The sequence below is a fragment of the Kitasatospora sp. CB01950 genome, assembly GCF_001905465.1.
Classification (GTDB): Bacteria; Actinomycetota; Actinomycetes; order Streptomycetales; family Streptomycetaceae; genus Kitasatospora.
This window is the reverse complement of sequence record NZ_LISX01000003.1, coordinates 680,962-693,554: the sequence shown is the minus strand read 5'-3', so window position 1 is coordinate 693,554 and position 12,593 is coordinate 680,962. Positions and strand designations below refer to the sequence as shown.

General features: G+C 70.0%; 14 protein-coding genes. 7 read left to right on the top strand and 7 right to left on the bottom strand.

The window, feature by feature from the left end:
* Window positions 1-137 precede the first annotated feature (137 nt).
* Window positions 138-443, top strand: a complete 306-nt coding sequence (locus tag AMK19_RS11595) for a DUF2087 domain-containing protein (protein WP_073810915.1) — start codon at window positions 138-140, stop codon at window positions 441-443.
* Here AMK19_RS11595 and AMK19_RS11590 read toward each other — a convergent pair.
* Window positions 425-1,534, bottom strand: coding sequence for a serine hydrolase domain-containing protein (locus tag AMK19_RS11590; RefSeq protein ID WP_241844345.1), 1,110 nt, complete (start codon window positions 1,532-1,534; stop codon window positions 425-427). The genes AMK19_RS11595 and AMK19_RS11590 overlap by 19 nt on opposite strands.
* 285 nt (window positions 1,535-1,819) lie before the next feature.
* On the opposite strand from AMK19_RS11590, the gene AMK19_RS11585 reads away from it, so the two are divergent.
* A complete protein-coding gene (locus tag AMK19_RS11585) occupies window positions 1,820-2,380 on the top strand; it encodes a dihydrofolate reductase family protein (RefSeq protein WP_073810686.1) in 561 nt (186 codons plus the stop codon).
* Between the two features lie 122 nt (window positions 2,381-2,502).
* Here the strand turns inward: AMK19_RS11585 and AMK19_RS11580 are convergent, their stop codons facing one another.
* Window positions 2,503-4,386, bottom strand: coding sequence for a M1 family aminopeptidase (locus AMK19_RS11580; RefSeq protein ID WP_073810684.1), 1,884 nt, complete (start codon window positions 4,384-4,386; stop codon window positions 2,503-2,505).
* A gap of 835 nt (window positions 4,387-5,221) precedes the next feature.
* Here AMK19_RS11580 and AMK19_RS11575 point away from each other — a divergent pair.
* Complete coding sequence (locus AMK19_RS11575) at window positions 5,222-5,500, top strand: hypothetical protein (RefSeq protein WP_073810682.1); 279 nt, start codon at window positions 5,222-5,224, stop codon at window positions 5,498-5,500.
* 189 nt (window positions 5,501-5,689) lie between these two features.
* Here AMK19_RS11575 and AMK19_RS11570 read toward each other — a convergent pair whose 3' ends face one another.
* Genes AMK19_RS11570 through AMK19_RS11565 form a run of 3 tightly spaced genes read right to left on the bottom strand, consistent with a single transcriptional unit; the run spans window position 5,690 to window position 6,713 of the window.
* Window positions 5,690-5,980 (bottom strand): dsRBD fold-containing protein, encoded by a 291-nt coding sequence (locus AMK19_RS11570; RefSeq protein ID WP_073810680.1) that lies wholly within the window; start codon window positions 5,978-5,980, stop codon window positions 5,690-5,692.
* A complete protein-coding gene (locus tag AMK19_RS35940) occupies window positions 5,977-6,150 on the bottom strand; it encodes a hypothetical protein (RefSeq protein WP_158071892.1) in 174 nt (57 codons plus the stop codon). Before AMK19_RS35940 ends, AMK19_RS11570 begins: the two co-directional genes overlap by 4 nt.
* Before the next feature lie 59 nt (window positions 6,151-6,209).
* The gene (locus AMK19_RS11565) at window positions 6,210-6,713 is read right to left on the bottom strand and encodes an HD domain-containing protein (protein WP_073810679.1); all 504 of its coding nucleotides are present in this window, start codon (window positions 6,711-6,713) and stop codon (window positions 6,210-6,212) included.
* 77 nt (window positions 6,714-6,790) lie between these two features.
* On the opposite strand from AMK19_RS11565, the gene AMK19_RS11560 reads away from it, so the two are divergent.
* Window positions 6,791-7,426 (top strand): uridine kinase, encoded by a 636-nt coding sequence (locus AMK19_RS11560; protein ID WP_073810677.1) that lies wholly within the window; start codon window positions 6,791-6,793, stop codon window positions 7,424-7,426.
* A 55-nt stretch (window positions 7,427-7,481) separates the two neighbouring features.
* Here AMK19_RS11560 and AMK19_RS11555 read toward each other — a convergent pair whose 3' ends face one another.
* A complete protein-coding gene (locus tag AMK19_RS11555; RefSeq protein ID WP_073810676.1) occupies window positions 7,482-8,273 on the bottom strand; it encodes a DNA-formamidopyrimidine glycosylase family protein in 792 nt (263 codons plus the stop codon).
* Between the two features lie 110 nt (window positions 8,274-8,383).
* Here AMK19_RS11555 and AMK19_RS11550 point away from each other — a divergent pair, with 110 nt between their 5' ends.
* Both AMK19_RS11550 and AMK19_RS11545 read left to right on the top strand, forming a co-directional pair.
* Window positions 8,384-9,145 carry an alpha/beta fold hydrolase gene (locus AMK19_RS11550; RefSeq protein ID WP_073810675.1) on the top strand — a complete coding sequence of 254 codons (762 nt, stop codon included), beginning with the start codon at window positions 8,384-8,386 and terminating at the stop codon, window positions 9,143-9,145.
* A 286-nt stretch (window positions 9,146-9,431) separates the two neighbouring features.
* Window positions 9,432-10,340, top strand: coding sequence for a GNAT family N-acetyltransferase (locus tag AMK19_RS11545; protein ID WP_241844344.1), 909 nt, complete (start codon window positions 9,432-9,434; stop codon window positions 10,338-10,340).
* Between the two features lie 257 nt (window positions 10,341-10,597).
* Here the strand turns inward: AMK19_RS11545 and ligD are convergent, their stop codons facing one another.
* The gene (ligD, locus tag AMK19_RS11540) at window positions 10,598-11,497 is read right to left on the bottom strand and encodes a non-homologous end-joining DNA ligase (RefSeq protein ID WP_073810674.1); all 900 of its coding nucleotides are present in this window, start codon (window positions 11,495-11,497) and stop codon (window positions 10,598-10,600) included.
* A gap of 32 nt (window positions 11,498-11,529) precedes the next feature.
* Between ligD and ku the strand changes: the two genes are divergently transcribed.
* On the top strand, window positions 11,530-12,531 hold the full coding sequence (gene ku, locus AMK19_RS11535) for a non-homologous end joining protein Ku (RefSeq protein ID WP_073810672.1): 1,002 nt from the start codon (window positions 11,530-11,532) through the stop codon (window positions 12,529-12,531).
* Window positions 12,532-12,593 lie beyond the last annotated feature (62 nt).

Genomic DNA, 12,593 nt, shown 5'->3' with positions numbered 1-12,593 from the left:
CCAGCGCTCGTAGGGCGGCCCGCCATCCGTTCGTCGTGCGCATGTGTGTCTCCTCTGTGAGCGACGTCGGCCAGTCGCCGACGTCTCGCATTGAAATCCGGTTGTCCGCCCAGCAGCCGCCCTGCAAGGCTCGTGCCATGTCCGCCCATGAAACGCCGGCTGCACTTGCCGCCTTCTTCACCGATGGCCGTCTGACGTCGATCCCGCGCAAGCCGGCCCGTCGCACCGCCCTGCTCGACCACCTCGCGCGTTCGCTGTTCGAGCCCGACCGCTCGTACAGCGAACGCGAGGTCAATGACGCGCTACTCGCTGTCCACGCCGACACCTCCATGCTTCGCCGCTACTTGATCGAGGCTCAGTTGCTGGCCCGCACCCGCGACGGATCCAGCTACCACCGGGCCGGCGCTTCCACCATCGTGGAAGCTCATACGCCTGCCGAGTAACGCCAGAACTCCCGCATGAGCGGCGGCGGGGTGGGCCCGGTCATCTCCCGCTGGGTGAGCAGGATCGTCACCAGGCCGGTCGTCGGAACCAGGTGGGCCGCCGTCCCGGTGCCGCCCACCCAGCCGTAGCGGCCGGGCACGTTCCACGGATCGCGCCGCGCGACATCCACCGATCCGCCGAAACCCCACCCTTGGCCCTCCAGGAACAGTTCGCTGTCCGCACGCTGCTGCTCCGTCAGGTAGTTCGTGGTCATCTGCCGGACCGCCCCCTCGGACAGCACGTGCCGCCCGTCCTCGGCCCGACCGCCGGACACCAGCATCCGCTGGAACGCGAACACGTCGTCCAGGCTCGACACCAGGCCACCGGCCCCGGAGGGGAACGCCGGCAGGATGCTCCACTGGCCGCCCGGTGGGTCCGTCACGGTCAGCGTCCCGTCCGCGTTCGGCCGGTACAGCGGGCTGAGCCGGTCGGCCTCGCCCGACGGTGCGGAGAAGCCCGTGTCGACCATCCCCAGCGGTTCGAACAATCGTTCCGCCAGCGCCTCGTCGAGTGGCTGCCCAGTAGCCCGCGACACCAGCACACCCTGAATGTCCGAACAGATGTTGTACAGCCATGCCTCGCCGGGCTGATGAAGCATCGGGGCCCGACCCAAGGTCGCCAGCCACTCGTCCGGTGACATCACTTTCTGGGGCTGGGGCGGCCCCTGGAGCAGTTCACCGACCAAGGGCGCCAGCGCCGGCAGGGAGAAGTCCGGCGGAAATCCGTACCCCGCCCGGGACTCGAGCAGGTCCCGCACGGTGATCTGCCGCTCCGCCGGCACGGTGTCCGTAACCGGTGACTGCGGCGTTCGCACCACCCGCCGATCCGCCAGTTCCGGCAGCCAGTGCTCCACCGGGTCGTCCAGGCCGAAGGCGCCGTCGTCGACGAGTTGCAGTATCGCGGCCGCCATCATCGGTTTACCGATCGACGCGATCCGCACCAGGGATTCCCGGGTCAAGTCGCCCGCCGCCGCTACCTCGACCTGGCCGCCCCTGGCCACCAGTGCGACCGCACCCGGCACCGTGCCGTCCGCGACCCGGCGCTCCAGCATGCTCTGAAGTTCACGCATGTTGCTTTCCCTTCCAACTCCGGTGCCGCCTTCGCACCTTCTGCTCCGTGCTGCCTGGAGTGTTCCCGGCTGCCGGAGGACTCCCTCGAGACGATCGGATACCCCTTCCGCGCCGATTAGTTGACGGCAAGTCAACCGATCGGTTGATCCCGGTATCCACCGGTCGGAGATTTCACGATCGGGAGTGTCAGTGCCAGTTACGATGCCCAATCGCCCGGGTACGTTGGCGAACACCACGTTGATCGGCATATGTCCCGGGAGGTACTGATGTCCCAGCTCGTCCTGATGATGTCCGTGTCGCTCGACGGCTACTTCGAGGGCCCTGACGGCGATCTCGGCTGGCAGTTGGTCGACGACCAGCTGCACGAGCACTTCAACCACAGGCTGGAAGCGATGAGCGGCTTCCTCGACGGCCGTGTCACCTACCAGTTGATGGCAGACTACTGGCCGACCGCCGACCGGGATCCGGCCGCCACCCCACCCATGGTCGAGTTCTCGCGTATCTGGCGTGACATGCCGAAGACCGTTTTCTCGCGCACACTCACCCACGCCGACTGGAACACCACGATCGTCCGCACCGTCGACCCGCATGCGATCAACGCCCTCAAAGCCGCCTCCGCGACCGACCTCGCGGTCGGCGGGGCCGTCCTCGCCACCGAGATGCGACGGCTCGACCTGATCGACGAATACAGCCTGTACGTCCACCCGGTGATCCTGGGACACGGCCGACCACTGTTCCCACCGTCCGACACCCGAACCGACGTGGTCCTCGCCGAAACCCACACCTTCGAAAGCGGTGTCACCATGCTCCGATACCTGCGGCGCTGACAGTCGGCACCCCGCGACGGCACTGGCGTCGGCGGCGGGTTGCTCCAGCCCGGCTCAACAAGGCACGCCGGCCCCGTCCGCCCGGGAATCCGGATCGGGCGGACGGGGCCGGCGGTGGGTGATCAGCCTTCGATGCGGTGCTGGGTCCAGAACGAGGTCAGGTCCACGGTCGTCGCGGCCTGGGCGGCGGCCTTGAACTCGGCGGTGGTGGACACCCCGTACCAGTGCGCGGCCGCGTAGTCGTGCAGCAGCGTGGTCATCGCGGCATCACCGATGGTGCGACGCAGATCGTGCAGCGCGCACTTGCCGTAGTTGTAGATGACCGTCGAGTACCGGGAGGAGTTGGCGTCCCAGTAGGCCATCGAGTTGGTGATCTTCTCGGCGGAGGACGCCCAGGAGACGCTGCTCCAGCAGTTGGTGCCGGTGCTGCCGAGCGCGAGGTCGGTGGCGTAATCGGTGAAGGCCTCATCCAGCCAGGGGCTGTTGTACTCGTCATCGCCGACGATGCCGTACCACCACTGGTGGCCGATCTCGTGGGTGAGGGCAGTGGTGGAGACCAGGTCGAGCACGAAGCCGGGGTACTCCATGCCGCCGAACCAGAAGTTGTTGTCGATCACCGCGTCGAGTTCGCCGTAGGGGTAGGCGCCGAAGCGGGCGGCGTGCGAGTCGACGGCGGACTTGGCAGTGGTCAGCATGGACTGCGCGCTGCTCGAGCTGATGCCGCTGACGGAGTACACGTTGACGGCGACTCCGGTCGACGAGGTTCCGGAAATCTTGCTGAACGGCCCGGCCGCCCAAGCGAATTCGCGGACGTTCTTGGCGGTGGCGGTGGTGACGGTTCGTCCGCTGCTGCCAGGGGTGTCCACGGAGGTGCCGGTCGCGGGGACGAGCAGGCTGCTCGGGTGGTCGAGGGTGACCGTGTAGTCGGAGGCCAGTGTGTAGAAGGACTCACCGTTGTTGGTGTACGGGTCGAGGTGCCAGCCGGCCGCGTCGCGGACGGCGAGCACGGGAAGTGCATTGCCGATGAAGGCGAACGCACCGTCGCGTCCGAACCGGTCCGCGCCGGAGGGGACGGCGATGGACAGGTCGAAGCCGACGCTGCCGCTTGCGCCCTGGGCGAGCGGTGCGGGCAGGGTGACCTTGAGCGCGGTGCAGCCGACGGTGAGCGGTGCGGTGGTGCCACCGGTCAGGTTGCTGACGGTGATCGGCGTCGTGGGGCAGCTGCCGTGGTAGTTGTCCCACAGCCGCAGGTACACCTCGGTCAGCGGAATTGCCGAGGGGTTGGTGAAGCCGATGGTCTGGTGACCGGACCAGTTGGCGCCGCTGGCGTCACTGGTCAGGTTGACGGTGTACCCGGTGGGCGCGGGGGTGCGGGTCGCGTCGGTGGTCGGCGGCGGGGTGGTGCCACCACCGGAGACGTCCAGCGCGACGTCGTCCAGCACGAAGCTGGTCTGCAGCCCGGAGTCCTCGACGCCGTTGAACGAGATGCTGACGGTCTGTCCGGCGTAGGCCGACACGTCGAACGTCTTCTTCACGTAGCCCGCCGCCGCATCCAGGTTGGAGTAGGTGGCGAGGGTGGTGGTGCCGATCTTGGCGGTGAGCTTGTCGTACGCCGTGGTCTTGGTGGTCTCGGCCGTGTCCACGTGCAGCCAGAAGCTGAGGCTGGCACTGGTGCAACCCGCCGGCAGCGTGACGCTCTGCGTCAACGAATCGGTGTGGGCCGATCCGTAGCCGTCCAGCCAGGCGAAGGACGTTCCGCCGTGGGCGCTCTGTCCGCCGCCGCTGGTGATCACGCCGCTCGACGTGGTCCACGGCGTGGTGCCGGACTCGAATCCGCCGTTCGCCACGACCTGGGTCGCCGTGCAACTCGCAGCCGCTGCGCCACTGTTGCCCTGGGTGGCCTGCGCGGTGGGGGCGGCCAGGGTCGCGGTGCCGGCGGCGACAAGCACGGTGGTGCTCAGTAGCGCGGCGGCGCGGGTGGCGAGGACGCGGAGTCTGTCGCTCATCGGTGCTCCTCTCGGTTGCCAGGGTCTGTGGGGGCCCTGGCCGAGGGGCAGATTGCCAGCAAACTCTCAGAATTGATAGGCGCATGTCATCAATCGTTACGACACCTTACGGATCACCAACCTGCCTGGAAACCGCCACAATTGGCCGAAATCCCACCATGGCAGCACGCGTCGGCGTATCCCGCCCGGATCGAACCCGCGCCGCACTCACTCGGGTCGCAGTGCCAGCGCCTGTCGCATCCGCATCACCTGAACAGGCGGCTCCGCGCCATGGCGGGCGAGCGACCTTCGGGCCGGCGCAAGCAGGCCACTCGCCAGGAGCCCGCTGCGGCTCATGCCCGAGCACCGGTGTGGGTCCGAACGGCTGCAGCCGCGGTCCGCCCAGCTGCGCCGCCGTCGGCGGATGGGTCGCACCGGACCAGACCGCAGACCGGCTTCGTCCCGGCGACGGTCCGCAGCACGGCGAGCGCGTCGGGCGCAGCGCGGTTGTGCTGAACAGTGAGGTCGGAAGCGTCGATTCTGAGGTCGATGCGCCCACTGGAAGCCGTAGCATCGCCGGTCCTCGAGGGGGCAGCGGCGGGATCACGGCCAAGGACGCATGTGCGGGCTCGACAGAGTTGGCATCAAGTCGCGGCGGGTCTGGCCAACCGACCTCGCGCAAGTCGTGCCGTCCCTCGCTCTCCCGGCACGTCGTCGGTACCGTTCCCGGCCTTGAGCGGCCGCTCGGGGGGCGGTTTTCGGCCTTCCGGGTGAGAGTGGAAGACGGTCGCCACGGGTTGGGTACCTGTGGGGTCGGGACCGAGCGGCCCATAGGGCGGCGGATGGGAGCGGGTTTGTGAATACCTGGGCAACCTGGACCACGCAGGGCATTCTGTCCGGCCACGGTGGCGTGAAGACCGTGGAGATCGGCGTCATCACCGGGGATCTGACCGTGCACACCATGTGGATCGAGGGCGAGGCGCGGCTGACGGTGCAGTACAGCGGGGCACTCGACTGGTTCACCGTGGAGGGCAGCCCGGTGGCCGCGGCGGACGAGGCAGCGGCACGCGAGGTGCATCAGCACATGGTGGAGGCAGTGAAGGCGGGCGGTGGCGCGGCCGCTCCGCAGGCGTGACTCCCCCGGACCCGGGCCGCGAACGGTGCAACCGACCGCGACCCGGGTTTCGGCCTGCCCGCGCGATCCGACAGGATCCCCGCACACGCTTCGCCGATCCGACAACCGCAGGCACCGGCCGCTGAGCGACTCGCCACCAAGTCACGCCACAACACGGCACGAACGGAACAACGCGCCGACTCTCCGCAGTTACGGCGTGTCGCGACGGCGGGCGGATTCGACGGCTTCGGCGGCGGTCGAGCCGCGGTGGATCAGTTGCTGCCCGAGGGCGGCAAGGGCGCGGCCGACGGCGAGTTCGTCGCCGATGGCGGGGTCTGCGGGGTCCTGGGCACTGCGATGGGCCTCGGCATCGACCTCGATCAAGTTGACTCCGGTGTCGAGGATGGCGTGTGCCTGGGTGAGGTCGCCGACCTCGACCAGCCGCAGGCGTACGGACCATTCAGTGGTGTGCGGTTCGGAGACCGCGGCGCGGCCGCTCACCGCTGCTCCTCCTGCTGGGGCGGCTCGGCGAGCCGGTCGCCCTCCGCCTGCGACTCCTCCCAGGCGTGCATGTTCTGGTAGGAGGTGATGCCTTCCTCGGGGTCGGCGGCGCGGACGTCGTCCTCGTCGCGCTGTGCCTTGTCGTTGAGCCTGTCGTTCATCTCGGACATTCTCGGCTCCTCGCTGTCGGGCCCCCACTGCTCCTTCCAGCCTGCTCCCGACGAACGTTTCAGTCGAGTTCGATCAGCAACGCGGGGTTGACGGCGGCGAGGACGGTCCGCAGGTCGGCTTCGGCCACGGCAGGCCACAGGACGGCGCGGGCGTCCCGGTAGCGTCCGTCGAGCCGGGCGCGGTCCGCCTCGGGCAGGTGGGCGGCCCGGTCGGCGCGGGAGTTGTGGGCGTTGTCGGCGATCTTGACGAGGGTGGCTGCGTGGTCGGTGACGATGTCGAGCAGCATCGCCCGGTAGTCCGTCCCGGGTGGCCGGGTGACCCGGCGGACGGTGGCGACCACGGCTGCGGGGATTCCGGCGGCGCGCAGGTCCTCGGGGCCGGTCGGGGTGTCCTCCAGCACGTCGTGCAGCAGGCCGGCCATCTGCAGGCCGGTGCCGAACGCGGCCACGCCGGCCGCCACCGCGCGGACGTGTTCGATGTAGGGGACGCCGATCCGGTCGTACTGTCCGATGTGCGCGCGGGCAGCAAAGGCGTCCACTTCGGCGAGGGTCGGCGAATGCACGACGAGGTCCCCCTGGGATGAGCGACGATCAGGTGTCGGAAAATATAGTCCGGTTGACGGAAGGAAGTGATCGCCCGGTGCGGGTGACCCCGATCTCTCCGGAGCGCCTGGTCGACCTGCTCGCGGAGCGGATCCACCAGTTGCCCGGCGCGCCGGACCGCCGCCTGCGGGTGGCGATCGACGGCGCGGACGCCGCCCGCCCGGGTGAGCTGGCGGACGCGCTGGTGGCGCCACTTCGGCTGCTCGGGCGGCCGGTGCAGCGAGTGTCGGTGGGGGATTTCCTGCGTCCGGCCTCGGTCCGTTTCGAATACGGCAAGCAGGACCCGGACGCCTTTCACGACCTGTGGCTGGACGAGGGCGCGCTGCTGCGCGAGGTCCTCGACCCGCTGGAGCCGGGCGCGGACGGCCGGATTCTGCCGACCTTCTGGGATCCGGCCACCGACCGCTCCACCCGAGCCCGCTACGTGGAGCTGCCGCTGCGCGGTGTGCTGCTGCTGGACGGCCCGTTCCTGCTGGGCCGCTGGCTGCCGCTCGAGTTCACGGTGCACCTCACCCAGTCCCCTGCCGCGCTCGCCCGCCGCACTCCCGCCGACCGGCACTGGACACTGCCGGCCCACGAGCGGTACCGCGCCGAGACCGACCCGGCCGCACTCGCCGACCTCACCGTCCGGGTCGACGATCCCCGCCACCCGGCGCTGGTCGAACAGGACTGACGCGCCCCGGCAGCTCGTCCCCGCAGCGCCGAAGCCACCGAAGCCTCCGGTGCCGTCAGCCGGTCGGCGCCGGTCCCCGCTGGCAGCGCGGGCACCAGTACGCGGTCCGGTCCTGCGCGTGGGTGCCGGTGCGGATCGGCGTGCCGCAGCGCACGCAGTTGCGGCGGGCCCGGCCGTACACCCAGTTCTGGCAGCCGGGCCGGGTGTCGCCGGTGGTGATGTGGCCGTGCCGCAGCTTGTTGGCGTCCAGCAGCTGGTGCGCCCGGTGCAGCAGGCGGTCCAGGTCGGGCAGTTCGGCGACCGGAAGCCACGGGGTGACTCCGGCCAGAAAGCACAGCTCGTTCGCGTACACGTTGCCGATGCCGGCCAGGTTCCGCTGGTCCAGCAGGGCCGCGCCGACCGGGCGTTGCGGGGCGGCCAGCAGGCGGCGACGGACCTCGGCGGCGTCCCAGTCGGGGCCGAGCAGGTCGGGGCCGAGGTGGCCGACCACCCGGGCCTCCTCGGCGGTGCGAAGCAGCTGGACCACGGGCAGTCGGTAACCGACGGCGGTGCCCTGCTCGGTGCCGAGGATCGCCCGGATCTGGAACGCGGGCCCGCTGCGCCAGCGCTCGCCGGGCCGGAACACCTGCCAGCGACCGTCCATCCGCAGATGGGTGTAGAGCGTCACACCGCCCTCGAACCTGGTCAGCAGGTGTTTGCCGCGCGGCACCGTCTCGAGCACTCGGCGGCCGGTGAGGTCGGCCGTGGCATGGGCGGGAACGCGCAGGTCCGCCACCGTCAACACTGCGCCGGCGAGGGCGTGGTTGAGCTGGGTGGCGACCAGGTAGATGCTGTCTCCTTCGGGCACCCTCCCATCATGCCGGTCGCTTCGGACACCGCGGCCCGACCCTCCCCCACCCTCTCTGCCGGCAGCAAATTTCCTGGTCGGATGGGGTGCCGCTGTTCTAGGTTGGCGCGATGACGATCACTCACGAGGTGGCCGGCACCGGCCCCGCGGTGCTCCTGCTGCACTCCTCCGTCTGCGACCGGCGGATGTGGGACGGCCAGTGGGACGCGCTGCGCGAAGCCGGGTACCGAGTCGTGCGGTGCGACTTCCGCGGTTTCGGGGAGACCCCCTGCGCGGAGGCGCCGTACAGCAATCTGACCGACATCGAGGAACTGCTCGACGAACTCGGCATCGACCGGGTCTCGCTCATCGGCGCTTCCTTCGGCGGCAACATGGCCGCGCAGTTCGCGGCCCTGCGCCCGGAGCGGGTGCACTCGCTGACGCTGCTCTGCCCGGGCAGTGCCACTCACGAGCCGAGCGCCGAGCTGGTGGAGCTGGGCGATCGGGAGGTCGCCCTGGTCGAATCCGGGCGACTGGACGAGGCGGTCGAGCTGATGGTGGACACCTGGCTCGGGCCCGACGCGGACGAGGCCGCCAAGGCCAAGGTCCGGCTGATGCAGCACAACGCGTACGAGGTACAGCTCGCAGTCGCGGAGGAGATCCACCCGACCGAGATCGAGGTGGACCTGCGCAATGCCGTCGCCCCCGCGCTGGTCTTCGGCGGCCGGCACGACGTGGACGACTTTCGCCGGATCGCCGTCGACACGGCGGCCGTACTGCCTGCCGGTGAGTACCGCGAACTCCCCTGGGCCGGCCATCTGCCCGCCCTGGAGCGCCCGGCCGAGGTCGCCGAGCTGTTGATCGCCCATCTCGCCGAGGTACGGAAGGCCTGACGGAACGTCAACACTGCACCGCTCGTCTCCCCTCCCGCGGGTGAACATCGACGTCCCGTTCGGATTTCCGGGCCCGTCCTCCGCCACCCGTGGGAGGTGAAGACACCCCCGTCCCGCACCCCTGCAGGGCAACCACCGCAGCGCAGAACCGATTCGGCACTCCACTCCGTCACGAGCCGGTCAAGTCGAACGATCGGTGTGTGCGGTTCGAAAAAAGAGGTGCACGCGTCCTACCGCCCTGCTTTGATTCCGCGTGATCAACCTCCACGAGAGGACGCACCACACCTTGGACGGCACGATGCGCAACTCCCTGCACGACACCGACCCCACCTCCACCCCGGGGGCTGAGGTGGGCGGGCCGTCGGCCGTCCTGGCCCGGCTCGAAGAGTTCTACGACGCCGTTCCCCGGTTCTCCGCGGCCGCCGAGGAACACGGCCCCTTCACTCTGTTCGTCCGCACGGGGCCGGGCTGGCACTACTACGGACGCCCGACGCTGGGCGGCGACGGGCCGTTCACCGTGGCCGATGTTGACCGGGTCCGGGCGCGCCAGCGTGAGCTGGGCGCACCGGAGAGCTTCGAGTGGGTGCACGAGACTTCGCCGGGTCTGCGCGCCGCCGTCGAGGCCTCCGGCCTGGAGGTGCACGAGCATCCGCTGCTGGTCCTGGAGCTCGACGGCCCCTCGACTGCCGCCCCGGCTGCGGAGGACGGACCGGAGATCCGGGTGCTGACGACCGACGACCCCCTGCTGCCGAGTGCCGTCGCCGTTCCGCACCTCGCCTTCGCCGAGCCGGGCACCGAGGTCGGCGAAGCCGGCCCGGAGCAGCTCGCCGAAGCCACCCGGACGGCGATCGCCGACGGCCAGGTGACGCGGATGATCGGGCGGATGGAGGCCGGCCGCACCGTCATCGCCGCGATGGCCGGGCCGGACGGGCTGGCAATCGCCTCCGGCTGCCACCAGCCGGTGGGCGAGGTCAGCGAGGTCGTCGCGGTGGCGACGCTCCCGTCCCAGCGGCGGCAGGGCCTGGCACGCCGGGTCACCGCACACCTGGTGGAGCACGCCCGGGCCACCGGCATACGCACGGTGTTCCTGTCCGCCAGTGACGGTGCCGTGGCTCGGATCTACGAGAACGTCGGCTTCCGTCGCATCGCCACCGCCCTGATCGCCGAACCCGCCACGGAGGCCGCCACGTCCTGACACCTCATCACCGCCGCACTGCCCCCCACCCTGCACCTGCCCTGCCCTGCCCTGCCCTGCCCCCGAACCTTCCCTGCCCCTCCCTGGCCGGTCGGCGCCGGCCGGCCAGGTCACCCGCGCCCCAACGTCCCGAACCGACCGCGATTCCCGAACCGACCCGCGACTTCCGGACCGACCCACGATTCCGCTCGACCAACCACGAAAGGCAGGCGAAGCATGCTGATCGGCCCACCACCCAGCTCCGTCGACCTTCGGGGTCAGTCGCCTGGCTCCGGCAGCGTCTGGTCGTCGCTGAGCAGCTCGGCCAACAGATCGCCCTGCTCGGCGTATCGGTCGACCACTTCCTGCGGGCTGAAGATCAGCTCGGCCGGGTCGGTGCACTGCTCGACCTCGGTCCAACTCACCGGGGCCGACACCCCCGGGATGCTGGTGGCGCGCAGGGTGTAGGGCGCGGCGGTGGTCTTAGCCGTCGCGTTCTGCGACCAGTCGACGAAGACCTTTCCCCGGCGCAGCGCCTTGGTCATCCGGGACACCACCAGGGCGGGGTGCTCGCGGGCGAGGCGTTCGGCGAGGGCGCGTGCGTAGTCGCTGACCTTCCGGGCGGGGGCTGGGCGCAGTGCGGCGTACAGGTGCAGTCCCTTGCTGCCGGAGGTCTTGGGCCGGCAGACCAGGCCGTCGGCGGCAAGGGCGTCACGGATCAGCAGGGCGACCTGACAGCAGTGGGTGAGATCGGCACCGGGTCCGGGGTCGAGGTCGACGACCAGGCGGTCGTGGGCGTCGGGTCCGCTCTCGGCGGTCCACTGCGGGACGTGCAGTTCCAGGGCGTAGCCGTTGGCGACGGTCATCAGCGTCGGCAGGTCGTCCACGGCGACACGCTGCTTGGGCCCTTCGTGGCTGGGTGCGGTCACGGTGCGCACCCAGTGGGGCAGTCCGGGTGGCGGGTTCTTGGCGAAGAAGCCTTCTTCGCCGATGCCGGACGGGAAGCGCAGGAAGCTGGCGGCGCGGCCGCGCAGGTGCGGAAGCATCGCGGGGGCGATCTGCGCGTAGTAGTAGAGGGCCTCGCCCTTGGTCCACCCGGTGACGGGCCACAGGACCTTGTCGAGGTGGGAGAGGACCAGGCGGCGGCCCTCCACTTCCGTGACCTGTCGCTCGGGCATACCGTGGGAAATCCCCGCGAAAGGGCCATGCCATGCCACAGGTCACCTGGAAAGGCGTCATCACGTTCGGGCTGGTCAGCGTGCCGGTCCAGCTGTATGCCGCCACGGAGGAGCACAGCGGCCCTTCCTTGCACCAGGTGCATGTGAAGGACGGTTCGCGCATCCGGTTGAAGCGGTTCTGCGAGGCGGAGGGAGAGGAGGTTCCGTACAGCGAGATCGCCAAGGGCTACGAGTCCGCGGACGGTCGGCAGGTGGTGCTCGACGACGAGGACCTGGCGGAGTTGCCGCTGCCGAGCAAGAAGGTGGTGGACGTACTGGCGTTCGTCCCGGCCGAGTCGATCGATCCGCTGATGTTCTCCAAGGCCTACTACGTGGCCACGGCCGACAAGGCTCCGGCGAAGCCGTATGTGCTGCTGCGGGACGCACTGCGCGAGTCGGGGCAGATCGCGGTGACCAAGGTGACCATGCGGACCAGGGAGTCGCTGGCGGTGCTCCGGGTGCACGAGGACACCCTGGTGCTGCAGACCTGCCTGTGGCCGGACGAGGTGCGCTCGGCGGAGGGGATGGCGCCGGACGAGAAGGTGACGGTCCGTCCGCAGGAGCTGAAGATGGCGCGGTCGTTGATGGACACGCTGTCGGAGGACTTCGACCTGTCCGCGCTGCACGACGAGTACCAGGCGGCGCTCCAGGGGTTGATCGAAGCGAAGCTGGCCGGCGTGGAGGCACCGCACATGGAGGAGCAGGCCGAGGGCGGCGGTGCCGAGGTGATCGATCTGATGGCGGTGCTGCGCAGCAGCGTGAAGGCCGCCAAGGGCGAGCACGGCCGGGGCGTGGGGCACGGCCGTGCAGCCGGGAAAAGCGCAGAGGCCGAGGAGGTGGAGTCGGGCCAGGGCACGGCGTCGAGCGGCGGCGCTGCCTCGAAGCGGTCCCGGAAGGCGACGGCGAGCCGGTCCGGGTCGGCCGCGAAGAACAGCACGAGTGCACCCGCCAAGAAGGCCGCCGCGAAGAAGGCCGCACCGCGCAAGGCCTCCTGACAACCGCTCAACTCCCCCGGTGCCCAAGGTCACACCCCATCGCCCACCACCCACCGGTTTCC